Source organism: Paraburkholderia sp. BCC1886, from assembly GCF_900996245.1.
Classification (GTDB): Bacteria; Pseudomonadota; Gammaproteobacteria; order Burkholderiales; family Burkholderiaceae; genus Paraburkholderia.
In genome coordinates, this window is the sequence record NZ_CAAJGK010000041.1 from 113,311 (window position 1) to 130,887 (window position 17,577).

The window sequence follows — 17,577 nt, forward strand, 5'->3', positions numbered from 1 at the left end:
GCGACGATGGTAAAGAAGGTGGAACGTAAGACGAAAGATGGACAGTGCAGTTGCACGGCGTTGCGTAGAGCGACGCGGCGCATTTCGCAACTCTATGACGCAGCGCTTGCACCATGCGGTCTGAAGACCACGCAGCGCGCGATCCTTGCGCAAATTCGCCGATCCGAGCCCACCAATGTCGGCATGCTCGCCGACGCGCTGGTGATGGACTCGGGAGCACTCGCGCACACCTTGCGACCCATCGAGCGCGATGGCTTCATTGCAATCGAGGTCAATCCCGACGACCGGCGCCATCGGCTGATTACCTTGACACCACAAGGGCATGCGAAGCTCGCTGAGTCCGAACTCCTGTGGCGCAAAGCGCAAGCGGGTTTCAATGCCGCATTTGGACGCGTGGAGTCCGAAGCTTTACGCAACATGCTGGAGTTGTTGCTGTCGGACGACTTTGCAACCAGCTTTGCGAAAGGCGCAGCGAAGCCGGCTAGCCGTTGATGCTTTCGGCGCAACTAGCGCTCTGTACAGGTTCGTTTCCATATAAAAGGAGACTGGGATGCCGACTTACATCGTATCGTCTACCACTGGCCTGCTGTCCGATGCGGATAAAGCCGGTATTGCCAGAGAAATCACACGCGCTCACACCAGTGCAACGGGCGCGCAGGGATTCTTCGCTCAGGTCATTTTCACGGAGATCCCATCGGGCGCCCATTTCATGGGAGGCGTGAAGATCGAGACCAGACAGGTGTTCGTTCACGGCCACGTTCGCGCTGGAAGAACGGCCGAACAGAAAGCGCAATTACTTGCCGACATCGTCGAATCAGTCGAGCGGGTGACGAAGCTGCAGCGGCGGTTTCTCTGGGCGTACATTTCGGAATTACCGCCAGGGAATATGATCGAGTACGGTCAGGTCCTGCCGCAACCCGGTGCGGAGCAAGCATGGTTCGAGGCGTTGCCGGAAGAGGAGCGGGACTACCTGCAGAGCTTCGCAAAAACGCAAGAGCGATGAATGTCCGGAAAGTAGCGTGACCGGACGCCGACTTTCCTGACCACGATCCTCAACCCAGAACCTATATGAAAGAAAACTGGACGCCCGCAGACATCCCGGCCTTGAACGGCGAACGCATCCTGATTACCGGTGCGAATAGCGGCATCGGCTACCACGCCGCAGTGGTGCTCGCACGGAAAGGGGCGCACGTCATTCTGGCCTGCCGCGATCCAGCGCGCGCAGACGTGGCGCTAACTCGCCTGAAGGCAAGCGCGCCCGGCGCGAGCGCCGAACTGGCGGTCCTCGACCTTGCATCGCTCGAATCGATTCGGGATTTTGCGCTTCGCCAACTCGCGCAGGACCGTCCGCTCCATACGCTGATCAACAACGCTGGTGTCATGGCACCGCCAAAAAGGCTGGAAACCGCAGACGGATTCGAGATTCAGTTCGGCACCAACGTGTTAGGGCATTTCGCGCTGACGGGCCTGTTGATGCCGCTGCTGGAAAAGGCGGCCGTCTCGGAGCGGCCGCGCATCGTGACAGTTGCATCCATTGCACACAAACGTGGACGAATCGATTTCGACGATCTGCAATCGACACAGCATTACTCGCCAATGCGGTCTTATCAGCAATCGAAGCTCGGCAATCTCATGGTTGCGTTCGAACTCGCCCGACGCCTACGAGCATCCGGCTCGCAGGTGATGTCGGTCGCCGTCCATCCGGGAGTGGCAAACACTAATCTGTTTCGGGCCGGAGAGCGTTCGGCGCTGGATAGCGCAGTGCGCGCCGTAGCAAGTCAGCTGATCGGCGCATTCCTGAATACCGACGCCGCCGGGACGTTGCCCACCTTGTATGCCGCGACATCGCCGGATGTCGTCGACGGCGGCTATTACGGTCCGACCGGCTGGATGGAGATGCGCGGCGAGCGTGTGGGCAATGCGGCGATCGCGCCTCAGGCCAACGATATGGAATCGGCGCGGCGCTTGTGGGAAGTGTGCGAGACACTCACGGGAATTCGATTTCCGTAACAGATATGCACTAACGTCGACCGATTGACGGGGCGCCACACTCGCTCAAAAAATCGACTGCCCCGTGTACGTCGTCAACCACTCCAACGCCAGCACTCCGGCCAGCGAATTCCCGTTGCTGTCGAGCCCCGGCGACCACACGCATACCGCCATCTCGCCCGGCAGCACCGCGACGATGCCGCCACCCACGCCGCTCTTCGCCGGCAGTCCGACGCGATAGACGAAGTCGCCCGCCGCGTCGTACGTGCCGCATGTCAGCATCAACGCGGAGAGCCGTTTGGCGGAACTGGTGTCGAGAATCCGCTCGCCCGTGGCCGGCACCACGCCGTGATTGGTCAGGAATAGCGCGGCCGTTGCCAACTCCACGCAACTCATCGAAATGGCGCACTGACGGCAATACGCGTCGATGACCACCTCCGGTGGCATCTCCATGTTGCCGAAGCTGGCCATGAAATGCGCCATCGCGCGGTTGCGGTGAGCGTGCTGTAACTCCGACTGCGCGACGCGCGAGTCGTAGTCGATCGAAGATTCGCCCGTCAGCCGCCTCATGAATTCCACCAGCGCGGTTTCGGCCTGCACGAAACGGCGGCACAGAACATCGGTGACCACCAGCGCCCCGGCATTGATGAACGGATTGCGCGGCTTGCCGTGCTCGGCCTCGAGTTGCACCAGCGAGTTGAACGCATTGCCCGACGGCTCGCGGCCGACACGTTGCCAGAGCGCGTCGCCGAGTAACCGGAACGCCATCGTGCACGCGAACAGTTTGGAGATGCTTTGAATGGAGAAGCGCGTGTCGGCGTCGCCGGTGCGGAATACTTCGCCAGCCGCCGTCACGACCGCCATGCCGAACTGGCCGGCAGGGACGGTGGCGAGTTCGGGGATGTAGTCGGCGACCTTGCCGGCGCCGAGGAAGGGCTGAAGATCGCGATGAATCTGTTCGAGAATGGGCGCGTAGTTCATGAGGCTCCAGGCGTTGAAGCCGCGATTCTACTGGCTGTCGCCGGATTCATGCGAGGCCGCGCCGAGGTGGCGCGGCAGCCTTTTCAGTGCGCGCCCGCCGCGCCCGGACCGCCGCCGCCTTTGGCCGGCCGCGTGATCCAGATCAGCGGAATGATCAGGATGAAGATAATGGCCGACACGAAGAAGATGTCGTTCAGGCCCATCATCGCGGCTTGAGTATTCACCGTGAAATCGAATAGCGCGTGCGCCGATTGCGTATTCAGATGCAGCAGCGACTGGGTCGAATCGATCTGCTGGTTGAACAGCGGGTTGTCGATATTGGCGCGCTCGGTCAGCCGTTCGTGATGCAGCACCGTGCGGTTGTTCCACTCGTTGCCGGCCACCGACGTGCCCACCGCGCCGCAGAACACCCGCGCGAAATTCGACAGCCCCGCCGCGGCCGGAATCTTGTTCGGCGGCTGGCCGGACAGAATGATCGCGGTTAGCGGCACGAAGAACAGCGCCATCGGAATACCTTGCAGCAAGGTGGGAATGACGAGGTGCCACGTATCGATCTCGACCACGTATTTGGAGCGCATGTAGAACACGATCGCGAAGCCGATGAACGCGAGCGTGGCGATTATTCGCGCGTCCGAGCGCGGCAGCACGCGGCCCATGATCGGCGCGAGCAGCACCGCGAATATCCCGAGCGGCGCGGTGACGAGACCGGCATCGACGGAACGGTAGTTCAAATACTCCTGCATCCATTGCGGCAACAGCACGAGATTGCCGAAGAAGACGCCGTAAGCCACCGAAATCGCAATCGTGCCGCCGGCGAAATTGCGCTGCTGGAACAGGCGTAAATCGACGATCGGGTTTTCTTCGGTCAATTCCCAAACGAGGAAGAATGCGAAGCTGATCAGCGCGGTGATACCCAGAATGACGATGACCGGCGACGCGAACCAGTCGAGGTCCTTGCCCTTGTCGAGCATGATCTGCAGCGACGCGACCCAGGTGATCAGCAGGCCGAGCCCGATTACGTCGATAGGTGGCTTGCGGGTGGCCGATTCGCGCGTGCGGTAGATCATCCAGGTGACGCCGGCGGCGAAGATACCGACCGGTATGTTGATGTAGAAGATCCAGGACCAGCTATAGCTATCCGTGATCCAGCCACCGAGCGCCGGGCCCGCGATGGGGCCGACGGTGGCGGTCATCGCCCAGAGCGCGAGCGCGGTGGAGGATTTTTCCTTGGGATACGAGCCGAGCAGAATGGCCTGCGACAGCGGAATCAGCGGACCGGCCACCGCGCCCTGAAAAATCCGCGCGACCAGCAGGATAGGCAGCGTGGGCGCGATACCGCAGAGCCACGACGCCAGCACGAACGCCAGAATTGCGCCGACGAACAGCTTGACCTGGCCGATGCGTTGCGTGAGCCAGCCGGTGAGTGGAATCGACACGGCATTGGCCGCGGCGAATACGGTGATGACCCAGGTGCCTTCGTCGACCGACACACCCAGATTGCCCGAGATGGTCGGAATGGCGACGTTCGCGATCGACGTGTCGAGCACGTTCATGAAGGTGGCGAGCGCGACGGCGATGGTGGCCAGCACCAGTTGGCCGCCTTTTAGCGGCGGTGGCGGGGCGGGCGGTGCCGCGGCGGGCGCGGAAGCGGGCTGGCTCAAACGATTCTCCGGAACGGGGTGCAGCAGAAAGGCGGTGTGCTTCGAGGCTGGTGAACGCTGATCGCGGACGCCGCTAGCGAGGGGTCGCGCAAAAAATCCTGGCCGGCATGCGCCGACGCGGCAGAAGCCGGCTCCCGCAAAAGCATACCTGTATTCGGCTTCCGGTGTCGTTCGCGACCGCAGTCCGGCACAAGAACCGACGGCCCGGCGTATGCTCGGTCCTCGCCACATACGATCGCGCCCGGCGCCCGGTTCGCGGCATCGCGCGAAAACGATCGTATCGAACCGCATTCATCAAACGACAGGGAAGGGAAACGCCATGGCTTGGGAGCAATTCGAACACGGCTGGCGGCGCGCGCCGGCAACGACGCCGGTCAAGGGACTGGTCGTGCTGATGCACGGCGTGGGCAGCAATGCGCGCGACCTGATGCCGCTCGCGGACATCTGGAGCGAGACGCTGCCGGACATCGCATTCACGTCGCTCGACGGCACCGACGAATTCGACGGCGGCTTCGGCGGGCGTCAGTGGTTCAGCCTGCGCGAGGTGAATGAAGGCAATCGCGAGGCGCGCGTCGCCGCCGCCTATCCCGCCTTGCGCGCCGTGCTCGAGGCCGAACTGGCGCATTGGCAGGTCGGTTTCGGCCGTCTCGCGCTGGTGGGTTTTTCGCAAGGCTCGATCATGGCGTTGCATCACGTGGCGAGCAGCAGCGAGGGTGCGGCCGGCGTGGTCGCTTATTCGGGGCGGCTCGCCTCGGTCATCGTCGCGCAGAACGGCACGCCGCTCACGCTGATTCACGGCGAGGAAGACGCGGTGATTCCGCTGCAGGAGCTCGAATATGCCGCCGACAGCTTTAGCGGTGCGGGCTACACCGTCGACGCCTATGCATTGCCGGGCATCGGCCACACGATCAATGCAGACGGTGTGGCGCTCGGGAAAACGGCGCTGGAGCAGGCGTTGGGCGTGTTGTCGAAGGACTGAAAGCGCAATCGGAAGCGTCGGTCGGACCACGGGCACGGTCCGCAGCAGGTAAAAAGTGCCCCTAAGTATTCTGATGTGCTTGCCGTTATCGGTCATTCGCGTGAAAATCACCTCCGCCGCGCGGAAGCGCAACGCCCGTAGGCGTCCCACGCGGCACGGGTGACCGGGGGGCGCAACCGACGAGTGCCCCGTGAGGGCCGATAACGACACATCAGAGCCTTCCTATGGGCAGACCGCCGCTGCATCCTTCGCTTGCCGAGCGACTCTTCCGCGAATCCGTGGCGGTCGACGTCGGCACGGCCAACACCCTCATCTATACGGACAGCGCCGGCATTCTCCTGAATCAGCCGTCGGTGGTCGCTTTTCAGAAAGAGTCAGGCGCGAGTGCCGGTTCGGGCTTCAAATCCAATGGCAAACGCGTGGCGGCGGTCGGCACGCAAGCCCGCCAGTTGCTCGGACGCGAGCCCGGCAATCTCGAAGCCGTGCGGCCCATGCGGCACGGCGTAATCGCCGATTTCTCCGCGGCCGAGCACATGATCCGGCAATTCGTCGACATGGCGCGGCCGCGTTCGCTGTTCCGCCGGCGCGCCGCATTCACGCTGTGCGTGCCGGCCGGCGCCACTCAGGTCGAGCGGCGCGCGATGAAGGAAGCGGCAGTAGCCGCCGGCGCGTGGAAGGTCAGCCTGATCGGCGAGTCGCTGGCGTCCGCGGTCGGCGCCGGTCTGCCGGTTTCCGACGCGGTTGGCTCGATGCTCGTCGACATCGGCGGCGGCACGACCGAAGTCGGCGTGATCGCGCTCGGCGGCATGGCGTATAGCGGTTCGGTTCGCGTCGGCGGCGACAGTTTCGACGCGGCCATCGTGACGTATGTCCGCAATCTGTATGGCGTGCTGCTCGGCGAGCAGACCGCCGAACACATCAAGAAAAGTATCGGCTCGGCCATGCTCGACGTGCCGCGCGAGCATCTGAATGCGACGGGACGCAGTGTCGACGACGGCTTGCCGCGCACCATCCAGTTGAGCAATCACGATATCGCCGAGGCAATCGAAGGTCCGCTGCGGCAGGTGATCGGCGCCGTGAAACGGGCGCTGGAACTGGCGCCTGCCGAACTCGTGACCGATATCGCCAGCAACGGAATCGTGCTGGCGGGCGGCGGCGCGCTGCTCGGCCACCTCGGCCGGCGCTTCACTCAGGAGCTCGGCCTCGACGTTCGGGTCGCCGACGAGCCGTTGACCTGCGCGGTGCGCGGCGCAAGCGCTGCGGCATCGGCCGGGCTGCTCGACGAGCATGCTTACGATTGACCGAACGCGTTCCTTTTATCTGCTGTCACGGCTTTAGAACTATCGCGGCATGGACCGTTGATGCACACCCGCTGTTTCACCCGCGAACAGCTTGCCTGAACTGTCACGCATCTTTATCGGCTGTGTGACAATACGCCCCGCGTCCCACTTGCAGGGACGCTCGACAAGACGTTTCCCCAATCTATTTCCAGCCGGCACCGCTCATCGCGAGCATTGCCGCGCCGTTTGTGAACCACCTGTGAATCAATCCGTTCAAGCGTCGCCATCGTCCTCATCGCCGTCTTTTATCGAGCTGCAAAGCGGTCTGCGCATGCCTTATGTGGAGGCGGGCGAGGGTCCGTTGCTGCTGTTCATCCATGGCTCGCTGTGCGATTACCGCTACTGGCAACCGCAAGTCGCCGGATTGTCGAAGCAATACCGTTGTGTTGCGGTGAGTCTCACGCATTACTGGCCGGTGACCGATACCGAAGCCGATCTGCCGTTCAGCTGGAGCGAACATGCGGATGAAGTGGCGGAATTCATTGACCGGTTAGGTGCGGGGCCGGCGCACGTCGTCGGGCATTCGCGTGGCGGCTGCGTCGCGTTCCATTTCGCGCGGCGTCATCCCGAACACGTACTGACGCTGACACTCGCCGATCCCGGCGGTCCGCTGCAGATTGCCGGCCGTCCGCCGGCGCGCCTGCCCGAAACCGTCAACGCGTTACGCGCGAAAGCGGCCGATCTGATCGAGGCGGGCGAGGTCGAGGCGGGCTTGCAACTGTTCGTCGACTCGGTGAGCCGGCCGGGTTTCTGGGCGATGAGCACGCCGGGTTTCCGCAAGATGGCGACCGACAATGCGCACACGTTGGCCCGGCAATTCCGCGATCCGCTGCCGGCCTACGTGCCCGAAGAGGCCGAGGAGCTGCGGTGCCCCGTGTTGCTGATCGATGGCGAGAAGAGCCCGGAAATGTTCCGCCGCACCGCGACCGCGTTACAGGGATGGCTGCCCGACGCGCGCCGTGAAACCGTGCGCGGCGCGTCGCATGGTATGAACCTGGCGCATCCTTCCGCATTCAATCGCTATGTAGACGAGTTCATCAAGCTGATGAGCAACGCCTGAGCTGAGCAACCGGTTTGCCATTGTGTTGCACGCGGACCGCGTGACGTGCATGTGAAGCGTCGCGCGGCCCGGTGGTGTTGTCAGTTCTTGCGCAGCGCGTCTTTGTCGAGTGCGCGTTCCGCCGCTTCGCCGACGAGGCCGTGATAGTAGAGATGCACGCCTATGGCGAGCGAGTCGTTGCGAATTTCGTGGAATGCGCGGCGTGCCTTGACCGGATCTTTGAATAGCAGATAGTGCGCTTCCTGAGCGACCAGTTTCGCGACTTCGTGCAGGCCGTGGCCGTGCAACACGTCCACGAGTGCGTCGAGACTGCGGTGCGTGCGCGCGTCGGTGCGCGGATAGAGCATGTGCAATACCGCGACGTCCTGCGTCTTCAACGCTGCCGACAATGCGACGACGATATCCTGATGATTCAACGCAGTAACGATGTGGTCGTCGTTATGCACGTGATCCGGAAACAGCATTTCAAGAGAAGCGTTCATTGCGTTATTCCTTCGTGATTCGTGTTCTTCTTGCTGATTAAAAAGGCCCGCCGTGAAGGCGGGCCAAAGACAGCGATGTGTCGCAGGGGAAGCTAAACACGAAGCCAGTATCGCAGACCGAACGCATCGGCGCTGCCCGCCTGCCGCAAAACATTGTTGCACTCAATGTCCAAGCTTTCATTTGGCTGGCGATCCGGTAATGGTTCGTTATATTCGATGATTCGATTCGCCGTATTTCGGCGGTTATTTACGCAATGAATGTTGCGCGAGTCGATATGGATTGTTGCGACCAATCGTCGCAATTCCGGACCTCGTGCAATTTAGAATGCGAAGCGGAGCCGGGCATGCCAGAAGCGCCTCTCATGCAAGACGTGAAGAACACGATTGACGAGCATGCCGGCACGTGTGCGATGTGAAATATAAAAGGAACGTGTAGATGAACTCGAAGACACACGCAACGCTGAGCTTTTCCGATAGCGACCAGACTATCGATCTGCCGATTTACCAGGGCACACTTGGGCCGGACGTCATCGACATTCGCAAGCTGTATGGACAGACCGGCAGGTTCACGTACGACCCGGGTTTCATGTCGACGGCGGCCTGCAATTCCGAAATTACGTATATCGACGGTGATAAGGGCGAGCTGCTGTATCGCGGTTACCCGATCGAGAATCTTGCACAGAATGCGGACTTTCTGGAGAGTTGTTATTTGCTGCTGAAGGGCGAATTGCCGGATGCGCAGCAGAAGAAAGAGTTCGTGGATACCGTCACGCAGCACACGATGGTGCATGAGCAGATGCATTTCTTTTTCCGTGGATTCCGTCGCGACGCGCATCCGATGGCGATTCTGGTGGCGGCGGTGGGGGCGTTGTCGGCGTTCTATCACGACTCGCTGGACATTACGAATCCGGCGCACCGCGAGTTGTCGGCGATCCGGATGATTGCGAAGTTACCGACGCTGGTGGCGATGGCGTACAAGTACACCGTGGGTCAGCCTTTTGTTTATCCGCAGAACGATTTGTCGTATAGCGCGAATTTCATGCGGATGATGTTTGCGAATCCGGCTGAAAAGTACAAGGTGAACGATGTACTGGTGCGAGCGCTGGATCGTATTCTGATTCTGCATGCGGATCATGAGCAGAATGCGTCGACGTCGACGGTGCGGCTAGCGGGTTCTTCCGGGGCGAATCCGTTTGCGTGTATTGCTGCGGGGATTGCCTGTTTGTGGGGCCCGGCGCACGGTGGGGCGAACGAGGCTGCGTTGAACATGCTGGAAGAGATCGGCTCGGTCGACAATATTCCGGAGTTCATCAAGCAGGTGAAGGACAAGAATTCCGGCGTGAAGTTGATGGGGTTTGGGCACCGGGTTTATAAGAACTATGACCCGCGGGCGAAGTTGATGCGGGAGACGTGTCACGAAGTACTCGAAGAGCTGGGGTTGCATGATGACCCGTTGTTCAAGCTCGCTATGGCGCTCGAGAAGATTGCACTTGAAGATGAGTACTTTGTTTCGCGGAAGCTTTATCCGAATGTCGATTTTTATTCGGGCATCGTGCAGCGGGCTTTGGGGATTCCTACGGCTATGTTCACCTGTATTTTTGCTATGGCTCGGACTGTGGGGTGGATCGCGCAGTGGAATGAGATGATTGCTGATCCGGAGCAGAAGATTGGGCGGCCCAGGCAGTTGTTTGTCGGTGAGCTGGGGAGGGTTGCTCGGCCTGTTGGCGAGCGGTAATCGGCGGGGTTTTTCGTTGCACTGGGGTTTGTCGTTGCACTGGCTTTTTTGGCCTTTCCTTGTATTGTTAGTGGTCTATTAGCGTTCCCCCTGTGCGGGGGGGCACTTACTTCTCTTTGCCGCCGCAAAGAGAAGTAAGCAAGAGAAAGCGGCTCAAACCGCTAATTCTTAAGCGGGCCCCGCGCGAGATTCTTGGTAGTGGTGCATCTGGAATCTGTGCTCCCGCACACTCCGCCTCAGTGACAAGGCAGTCATTCTTCCGGCGGCGCTTCGCGCGCCCCCGCGTCGTTCTACCCCCCCTCGGTTTTTCGGTTTCCGTGGTGTACCCATCCGCGACGCACGCAGTGCGGAGTGGGAGCTGATGAGTGCTTTGTCACTAACGTCAAATGCGTGCGGGACCGGATTCCAGATGCACCACTACCAAAGAAATGCCGCGGTTCCCGCTTAAGAGTTAGCGGTGTGAGCCGCTTTCTCTTGCTTACTTCTCTTTGCGGCGGCAAAGAGAAGTAAGTGCCCCCCCGCACAGGGGGAACGCTAATAGACCACTAACAATACAAGGAGAGGCCAAAAAGCCAGTGCAACGAAAAAAGCCCAGTGCAACGTATAACCCTTAGACTGCACGTCCCGTGCCAACAGAAAAAATAAAAAAACAGCCACATCCCCCCACACCCATACCCTCTACAATCAAAAAACGCCCGGAACCTTAAGCCCACCGCAGGTCCAACCCCATCACGAGCAACATCACCGAGCACTCAAAGGAGAGACCCTGATGCAGCAGCCAGAAGCCCTCGGCGGCCTGTCCCACTCGGGCGGAGTCCGCCCGGAAAACGAACCCGACGGCGCCTTCATCCCCACGGAAAACCTCAATGTCGCAAGCGCGGCCCAGCATGTGCTCAAGTCCGGCGACACCTTCATCGTCAACGACCCGCTAGGCGACATCACCGGCCATGAAGACGGCCTGTTCGTCAACGACACCCGCGTTCTCTCCAATCTGCGTCTCACCTTCGGCGGCCGCGCGCCGTCGCTGCTCTCCGGCAGCGTCAGCAGCGACAACACGTCGTTTACCGCCCACCTGACCAATCGCCCCTTACCGCCGCTAGGCGGTGACAGCACACCAGAAGGCGTCATCCACGTCGAACGCGTTCGCGTGCTCTCCGGCACCGTCCTCAACGAGGCTATCGAACTCACCAACTACGGCACCAGCGACGCCATCGTGCCGCTGTCCATCTCCTTCGCCAGCGACTTCCGCGACATGTTCGAAGTGCGTGGCCTAAGACGCGACAAGCATGGCCGGGTTCAACCGGCCCGCGTCGAAAACCGTGAAGTCCTGCTCGGCTACGTCGGTCTCGACGACGTCGCGCGTAACGTGCAAATCGCCTTCTCCCCCGAACCCGACAAGCTGTTCGCCGATCGCGCCGACTACACCGTCAAGTTGCCCGCGCAAGCCTGCGTGTCGATCTATCTGTCAGTCGCCGTGCAAGTCGTGCCGCGCGCGGAATATGCCGACGCCAGCGTCGCGAAACCCACTCACCCGGCGACCGAAGCGCATCTGTCGCAAATCGATGCGGAACGTCCGCGCGTCGGCCGCGCCGCAGTGCGCGCCGCGCTCGTCGACGCTCACCTCGTCATGCGCGAGCGGCGCCGCGCAACCGCGCGCGTGCGCTCGAGCAATCCGCTCTTCAACGCATGGATCGACCGCTCGCTCGCCGACCTGGGTCTGCTCACCACGGACCTCGCCACCGGCCCCTATCCGTATGCGGGCATCCCGTGGTTCTCCACGCCGTTCGGCCGCGATGCCGTCATCACGTCACTGCAGTCGCTCTGGTTGCAACCGCAACTGGCCGCCGGCGTGTTGCGCTTTCTCGCCGAGCATCAAGCCCGCGAGAACTCGCCGTTCCGCGATGCGGCGCCCGGCAAGATCATGCACGAGATGCGCAAAGGCGAAATGGCGGCCACCGGTGAAGTGCCGTTCGCGCTGTATTACGGCGGGGTCGACACCACGCCACTGTTCATCGTGCTGGCCGGCGCTTACGCGGCCCGGACCGGCGACCTCGGTCTGATCGACGAACTGTGGCCGGCGCTGGAACGCGCGGCGCAGTGGGTCGCAGGCGTGTGCGACAAGAATCGCTTCGGGCTGCTCGACTATCAGCGCGAATCGGATGGCGGCCTCGCCAATCAAGGCTGGAAAGATAGCCATGACTCGGTATTCCACGCAGACGGTCGCTTCCCCGATGGGCCCATCGCGCTAGTCGAAGTGCAAGCCTATGCCAGCGCGGCGTTCGACACGATGGCCCATTTCGCGGGGCTACGCGGATTGAACGAAGCAGCGGCTAATTACAACGAGCGCGCCAAAAAAATCCGTCAGTGCGTCGAAGAAAAGTACTGGATGGAAGAGTCCGGTTTCTACGGCATCGCGCTCGACGGACACGGCGAATTGTGCCGCGTGATGGCGTCGAATGCGGGGCATCTGCTGGCCTTCGGTCTGCCGTCGCGCGAACGCGGCGAATCCGTCGTGCGGGCACTCGACTCCACGCTGTTCCACACCGGCTGGGGCGTGCGTACGCTGGCCGCGAGCCAGGCGCGTTTCAATCCGATGGCCTATCACAACGGTTCGGTCTGGCCACACGATAACGCGCTCTGCGCGCGCGGTCTGTCGCAATACGGCGGTAAAGCTGCCGCCGTGCGGCTGTTGCAGGCGTTGTTCCAGGCGGCGGTCAATTTCGACATGCGTTTGCCCGAACTGTTCTGCGGCTTTCCGCGGCGGCGCGGCGAACCGCCTACCGCGTATCCCGTCGCGTGCTTGCCGCAGGCATGGGCAGCAGGCTCGCCGTTCATGATGCTAGAGGCATGTCTGGGTATCACGATCGACGCGAAAAAACGCGAGGTGCTGATCGAACAACCCATGCTGCCCGAAGGGATCGACTGGCTCGAAGTCAACGATATGCGTGTGGGCGATGCATCGGTCTCCATCACGTTCCGGCGCATCGGCGACAAGGTGGTCGCGTCGGCGGAGCAGGGCGATGTGAGAGTGGTCGCGTTGTTGTAACGCCAGCTGCATTTCTGGCTGTCGATCGATCTTCGACGCCAACCCGGTTCGGCGCGCGAAGTAGCGCGCGGCGAACCGAAGCTATGTTGGGCAAGCAGGCGAGGCGGCCTCCAACCCCTGTTGGCCGCGCATCCCCGGGTGGTAACATTTGTTGTCATCCTTCTCGACCGCTCGCCCGGTACACCGCATGCCAGACAGCTTCGACCAGCTTGCCGCGCTCATTCGCGCGCGCTTCTCCGAACTCAGTCCGCAATTCCAGATGGGCGCGGCTTTTCTGCTCGATCACCCCGACGAAGTCGCCGTTTCGTCGATGCGTAAAGTGGCCGAGCGCGCCCAGGTTCAGCCGGCATCGCTCGTCCGCTTATCGCAGCAACTCGGCTTTCCCGGCTGGAACGAATTGCGCAGTCTGTTCGTCGCGCGGGTTCGTACGCGGCCCGAACCGTTGGCGAGCCGCGCGCGTTCGCTGGTCAAATCGAAGGACGTACTCGCGACCGACCTGCTGCTCGCGCAGCAACACAACCTCGAAGTGACCGCCGCGCCCGGTTCGCGGGCGATTGTCGAAACGGCTCGCCTGCTGCGGCGCGCGCCCCACGTTCATGTGGCCGGCTTCCGCTCCTGTTATGCGGTGGCGTTCGGGCTCGTGTACGGCTACCGGCTGTTCCGTTCGTCCGTGTCGCTACTCAACGGCGAGGCGGGCACGTTGGAGATGCAATTGCGTACGGTCGAGCGCGATAGCGCGACCATCGTCATCAGTTTTGCGCCGTATTCAGTCGAAGCGCTGCGGGTCGCCGAAGCAGCGCTCGAGAAGGGCAGCAAGCTGATCGCCATCACCGACAGCGCGGTATCGCCCATTGCGCTGAACGCCGACAAGGTGCTGATTTTCTCGCACGAAAGTCCGTCGTTTTTCCCATCGCTGGTTGCCGCCACGGCGATTACCGAATCGCTGGTAGCCCATTTGCTCGCGCTCGAAGGCGCGCAAGCGGTCGAACAACTGGCCATCGCCGAGCAGTCCTTGCACGCGAAAGGCGCCTACGTAGCCTGACCTTCATAGCGCTTGTGGAAGCCGCGGATCTTTGGCCCGCTCCGTCAGCCTCCGTCCAGTTTGACAACAAATGTTGTTTTAAAGTATAAATCCGTCCTGATTGTTGATATGCACGAACGCGTCTTCAAATCCCTATCAGGAGCAACAGCATGTCCACCGTGTTTCATCGCGCGCCGAAGCTGCGCTTGCCGGTTGCCGTTGCGGGCGACGGCATCGAAATTATCGATTCCACCGGCAAGCGCTATATCGATGCCTGTGGTGGCGCAGCGGTCTCGTGTCTGGGTCACAGCGACCCGCGCGTCATCGCTGCAATGGCACATCAGGCCGAGAAATTGCCCTACGCGCACACGTCCTTCTTCACGACCGATGCCGCCGAACAACTCGCCGCGCAACTGGTCGCGAAAGCGCCGCAGGGTCTCGAGCACGTGTACTTCGTGTCGGGCGGCTCGGAAGCCGTCGAGGCGGCATTGAAACTGGCGCGTCAGTATTTCGTCGAAACGGGTGAGCCGCAGCGACGTCATTTCATCGCGCGCCGGCAGAGTTATCACGGCAATACGCTGGGTGCGCTCGCCATTGGCGGTAACGCTTGGCGGCGCGAGCCGTTCCTGCCGATTCTGATCGAAGCGCATCACGTGAGCCCGTGTTACGCGTACCGCGAGCAGCGCGCCGACGAAACCGAAGAGGCATTCGCGCAGCGACTCGCCGACGAACTCGAGCAGAAGATCGTCGAACTCGGCGCGGACTCGGTGGCGGCATTCGTGGCGGAAACGGTTGTCGGCGCAACGGCCGGCGCGGTGCCGCCGGTGCGCGAATACTTCCGGAAGATTCGCGCAGTCTGCGACCGCTACGGGGTCTTGCTGATTCTCGATGAAATCATGTCTGGCATGGGGCGCACGGGCTATCTGTACGCGTGCGAAGAAGACGGCGTGCGGCCGGACATTCTGACTATCGCGAAGGGACTCGGCGCCGGGTATCAACCGATCGGCGCAACGCTGGTGAGCGACAGGATCTATCAGGCAATCGTCGGCGGCTCGGGTTTCTTTCAGCATGGCCACACCTATATCGGTCACGCGACCGCTTGCGCCGCGGCGCTCGAAGTTCAGCGCGTGATCGAGCAGGACGCGCTGTTGCCCAACGTCAAGGCGCGCGGCGAGCAATTGCGCACGTTGCTGCGCGAGCATTACGTGCAGCATCCGCATATCGGCGACATACGCGGCCGCGGGCTTTTCGTCGGGGTGGAAATGGTCAGGGATCGCGCCAGCAAGGCGCCGTTCGCGCCCGACCTGAAACTGCACGCAGCGATAAAGCGCGAAGCGTTCGCTCGCGGGCTGATGGTGTACCCGATGGGCGGCACGGTCGACGGCAGGATCGGCGATCATGTGCTGCTTGCACCGCCGTTCATCTGCACGGAGCGCGATATCGGCGAGATCGTCGACCGTCTCGTCGATTCCGTCGACGCCGCACTGGCCGCGATCTGACTTTCTGCAAGATAAAGGAGACCAGCAATGACCCAACGTTTGCCCGCTTTCAATCCAGCCGATGCTACGCCCGAGCAGAAAGCCGTCTTCGACGAAATCCTGTCCGGTCCGCGCGGCAATCTGAACGGACCGTTCCCTGGCTGGATTCATAGCCCGGAATTCGCGCAGCATGCTCAGCGTCTGGGTGCGTTCTGCCGTTATCGGACCGGCTTGCCCCTGCGGCTGTCGGAACTCGCGATTCTTGTAACAGCAGCGCGTTGGCGCGCGCAGGCGGAGTGGGCCATTCATCATCCGATCGCGCTGGAAGCCGGCGTGCCGGCAGCGGATGCCGAGGAAATCCGCCAAGGTGGGCGCCCCGAGTTCGCCAACGCCGATGACGCGTTGATTCACGACTTCGCCATCGAGCTACACGAAACGAAGCGCGTGAGCGACGCGACCTACGCCGCTGCCGTCGAGCGCTTTGGCTTGCAGACGGTGATCAATCTGGTGGGACTGCTGGGCTATTACACGCTGGTGGCGATGACGCTAAACGTCTTCGACATGAGGGCTGCAGGCCAGCAAACTTTGCCCTTCGCCGAGTGAATGGGTGAACGACTGAAGCGAAGTAGTTAGCGGAGCTTTTACAAGCGGCTCGCTTATTTACCCGTTGCACGCGAAGGCATATGGCCACTCGACCACCGCGCACCCCATCTCTCGCGCCGCCCGGTGCGGCCCGCTTTTTGCAACCTGTAGTTCCAACCCGGCGCTAGCCTCACGCGCCGACGCATTGTTATGAGCAATGCGCCATTTTTCAGGCCGCTTCCTACTTGATGAACCCGTCCTGCGCTGTCACGCGGCGGGCATTGGAAGCGCCTATGATGAAGTCCGGTCCACGCCCGCGCCTGCTGCGCGGCGCCGTACTCGCGACCGATGCCGACACCGCAAAACTTCGGGCTGGACCGTTGCGGAGGCATCAGATTCGGTCGTGCAGCGCGCACAGCAGGGCACAACAGGAGAGCGAACGATGAAGCGCAAGGCATCAGCAGTCTGGCAAGGCGCCCTGCAAGACGGTAAGGGCACGATTTCCACCGACAGCGGCGTCCTCAAGGAGACGCAGTATTCGTTTGCGACGCGCTTTGCCGACGGCATCGGTACGAATCCGGAAGAACTGATTGCGGCTGCGCACGCAGGATGCTTCTCGATGGCGTTGTCCGCGGAACTGGGCAAGGCCGGCATCACGCCGGAGCGGATCGCGACGACGGCCGCCCTGACGCTCGACAAGGACGGCGGCGGCTTTTCGATCACGGCGGTGCATCTCGACGTGACCGTAAAGATTCCCGGCGGCGACAAGGCCGCGTTCGAGAAGGCAGCCGCCGACGCGAAGGCGGGCTGTCCGGTCTCGAAAGTGTTGAACGCAACCATCACGATGGACGCGAAACTCGAATCCTGAGCCTGAGCGGCTAGAGGAATTAGACACCGCGGTAGTAAAACCGGCGTACGGGTCCAACCCGTCGCCGGTTTTTTGTTGCGCTGCAAATCCCGAGATTATTATGTGCTTTAGACAAAACTCATTCGGTTATGCACGACGCATTTACCGGTGAGCGCTCGATTCATAGGTAATTTCGAACTGTTTTAAGGCAGTTTTTAAATCTGCCTGCGAAATGATGACGGATATATTAAAGAGATGCGGTCGAGCATTTTCTACTGCATTAAAAATCCGTCTCAGTAACTCTTGCGATCTTGCAGCGCAGCGCGAAGCGCTTGTCCCACGGGCGTGAGCGCCATTATGAGATGAAAGGTGGGAG

At 61.6% G+C, this 17,577-nt stretch carries 15 protein-coding genes; 12 read left to right on the forward strand and 3 right to left on the reverse strand.

What is annotated here, in order from left to right; translation table 11 throughout:
- Positions 1-6: 6 nt before the first annotated feature.
- The 3 genes from FQ746_RS10385 to FQ746_RS10395 all read left to right on the forward strand — a co-directional run bounded on the left by FQ746_RS10385 (position 7) and on the right by FQ746_RS10395 (position 2,010).
- Positions 7-492 (forward strand): MarR family winged helix-turn-helix transcriptional regulator, encoded by a 486-nt coding sequence (locus FQ746_RS10385; protein ID WP_186310688.1) that lies wholly within the window; start codon positions 7-9, stop codon positions 490-492.
- A gap of 58 nt (positions 493-550) precedes the next feature.
- Positions 551-1,003: a tautomerase family protein gene (locus FQ746_RS10390; RefSeq protein ID WP_144109116.1), complete on the forward strand. Its 453-nt coding sequence runs from the start codon at positions 551-553 to the stop codon at positions 1,001-1,003.
- A 65-nt stretch (positions 1,004-1,068) separates the two neighbouring features.
- Entirely contained in the window at positions 1,069-2,010 is a 942-nt protein-coding gene (locus FQ746_RS10395) for an oxidoreductase (RefSeq protein ID WP_144109118.1), read from the forward strand.
- A 45-nt stretch (positions 2,011-2,055) separates the two neighbouring features.
- Here the strand turns inward: FQ746_RS10395 and FQ746_RS10400 are convergent, their stop codons facing one another.
- Entirely contained in the window at positions 2,056-2,970 is a 915-nt protein-coding gene (locus FQ746_RS10400; RefSeq protein ID WP_144109120.1) for a glutaminase, read from the reverse strand.
- 83 nt (positions 2,971-3,053) lie between these two features.
- Positions 3,054-4,631 carry a DHA2 family efflux MFS transporter permease subunit gene (locus tag FQ746_RS10405; RefSeq protein ID WP_144109122.1) on the reverse strand — a complete coding sequence of 526 codons (1,578 nt, stop codon included), beginning with the start codon at positions 4,629-4,631 and terminating at the stop codon, positions 3,054-3,056.
- 319 nt (positions 4,632-4,950) lie between these two features.
- Here FQ746_RS10405 and FQ746_RS10410 point away from each other — a divergent pair, with 319 nt between their 5' ends.
- From FQ746_RS10410 to FQ746_RS10420, 3 genes are all read left to right on the forward strand, one after another.
- On the forward strand, positions 4,951-5,610 hold the full coding sequence (locus FQ746_RS10410; RefSeq protein ID WP_144109124.1) for an alpha/beta hydrolase: 660 nt from the start codon (positions 4,951-4,953) through the stop codon (positions 5,608-5,610).
- Positions 5,611-5,834: 224 nt separating this feature from the next.
- Positions 5,835-6,911: a rod shape-determining protein gene (locus FQ746_RS10415; protein WP_144109126.1), complete on the forward strand. Its 1,077-nt coding sequence runs from the start codon at positions 5,835-5,837 to the stop codon at positions 6,909-6,911.
- Between the two features lie 310 nt (positions 6,912-7,221).
- Entirely contained in the window at positions 7,222-8,010 is a 789-nt protein-coding gene (locus FQ746_RS10420) for an alpha/beta fold hydrolase (RefSeq protein WP_144109637.1), read from the forward strand.
- Positions 8,011-8,090: 80 nt separating this feature from the next.
- On the opposite strand, the gene FQ746_RS10425 is transcribed toward FQ746_RS10420, so the two are convergent.
- A complete protein-coding gene (locus FQ746_RS10425) occupies positions 8,091-8,492 on the reverse strand; it encodes a hypothetical protein (protein ID WP_144109128.1) in 402 nt (133 codons plus the stop codon).
- Positions 8,493-8,928: 436 nt separating this feature from the next.
- Here FQ746_RS10425 and gltA point away from each other — a divergent pair, with 436 nt between their 5' ends.
- From gltA to FQ746_RS10455, 6 genes are all read left to right on the forward strand, one after another.
- Entirely contained in the window at positions 8,929-10,227 is a 1,299-nt protein-coding gene (gene gltA / locus FQ746_RS10430) for a citrate synthase (RefSeq protein ID WP_144109130.1), read from the forward strand.
- Positions 10,228-10,996: 769 nt separating this feature from the next.
- Positions 10,997-13,273, forward strand: a complete 2,277-nt coding sequence (locus tag FQ746_RS10435) for an amylo-alpha-1,6-glucosidase (RefSeq protein WP_144109132.1) — start codon at positions 10,997-10,999, stop codon at positions 13,271-13,273.
- Positions 13,274-13,460: 187 nt separating this feature from the next.
- Positions 13,461-14,315: a MurR/RpiR family transcriptional regulator gene (locus tag FQ746_RS10440; RefSeq protein WP_144109134.1), complete on the forward strand. Its 855-nt coding sequence runs from the start codon at positions 13,461-13,463 to the stop codon at positions 14,313-14,315.
- Positions 14,316-14,464: 149 nt separating this feature from the next.
- On the forward strand, positions 14,465-15,793 hold the full coding sequence (locus FQ746_RS10445) for an aspartate aminotransferase family protein (protein ID WP_144109135.1): 1,329 nt from the start codon (positions 14,465-14,467) through the stop codon (positions 15,791-15,793).
- Between the two features lie 27 nt (positions 15,794-15,820).
- On the forward strand, positions 15,821-16,375 hold the full coding sequence (locus tag FQ746_RS10450) for a carboxymuconolactone decarboxylase family protein (RefSeq protein ID WP_144109137.1): 555 nt from the start codon (positions 15,821-15,823) through the stop codon (positions 16,373-16,375).
- Positions 16,376-16,796: 421 nt separating this feature from the next.
- Entirely contained in the window at positions 16,797-17,222 is a 426-nt protein-coding gene (locus FQ746_RS10455) for an OsmC family protein (protein ID WP_144109139.1), read from the forward strand.
- Positions 17,223-17,577: the final 355 nt, after the last annotated feature.

Bases quoted from the DNA above. Each gene is read 5' to 3' on its own strand.
- FQ746_RS10400 (WP_144109120.1), bottom strand. From the start codon at position 2,970: ATGAACTACGCGCCCATTCTCGAACAGATTCATCGCGATCTTCAGCCC.
- FQ746_RS10385 (WP_186310688.1), top strand. From the start codon at position 7: ATGGTAAAGAAGGTGGAACGTAAGACGAAAGATGGACAGTGCAGTTGC.
- FQ746_RS10420 (WP_144109637.1), top strand. From the start codon at position 7,222: ATGCCTTATGTGGAGGCGGGCGAGGGTCCGTTGCTGCTGTTCATCCAT.
- FQ746_RS10440 (WP_144109134.1), top strand. From the start codon at position 13,461: ATGCCAGACAGCTTCGACCAGCTTGCCGCGCTCATTCGCGCGCGCTTC.
- FQ746_RS10445 (WP_144109135.1), top strand. From the start codon at position 14,465: ATGTCCACCGTGTTTCATCGCGCGCCGAAGCTGCGCTTGCCGGTTGCC.
- FQ746_RS10455 (WP_144109139.1), top strand. From the start codon at position 16,797: ATGAAGCGCAAGGCATCAGCAGTCTGGCAAGGCGCCCTGCAAGACGGT.
- FQ746_RS10395 (WP_144109118.1), top strand. From the start codon at position 1,069: ATGAAAGAAAACTGGACGCCCGCAGACATCCCGGCCTTGAACGGCGAA.
- FQ746_RS10415 (WP_144109126.1), top strand. From the start codon at position 5,835: ATGGGCAGACCGCCGCTGCATCCTTCGCTTGCCGAGCGACTCTTCCGC.
- gltA (WP_144109130.1), top strand. From the start codon at position 8,929: ATGAACTCGAAGACACACGCAACGCTGAGCTTTTCCGATAGCGACCAG.
- FQ746_RS10390 (WP_144109116.1), top strand. From the start codon at position 551: ATGCCGACTTACATCGTATCGTCTACCACTGGCCTGCTGTCCGATGCG.
- FQ746_RS10410 (WP_144109124.1), top strand. From the start codon at position 4,951: ATGGCTTGGGAGCAATTCGAACACGGCTGGCGGCGCGCGCCGGCAACG.
- FQ746_RS10450 (WP_144109137.1), top strand. From the start codon at position 15,821: ATGACCCAACGTTTGCCCGCTTTCAATCCAGCCGATGCTACGCCCGAG.
- FQ746_RS10425 (WP_144109128.1), bottom strand. From the start codon at position 8,492: ATGAACGCTTCTCTTGAAATGCTGTTTCCGGATCACGTGCATAACGAC.
- FQ746_RS10435 (WP_144109132.1), top strand. From the start codon at position 10,997: ATGCAGCAGCCAGAAGCCCTCGGCGGCCTGTCCCACTCGGGCGGAGTC.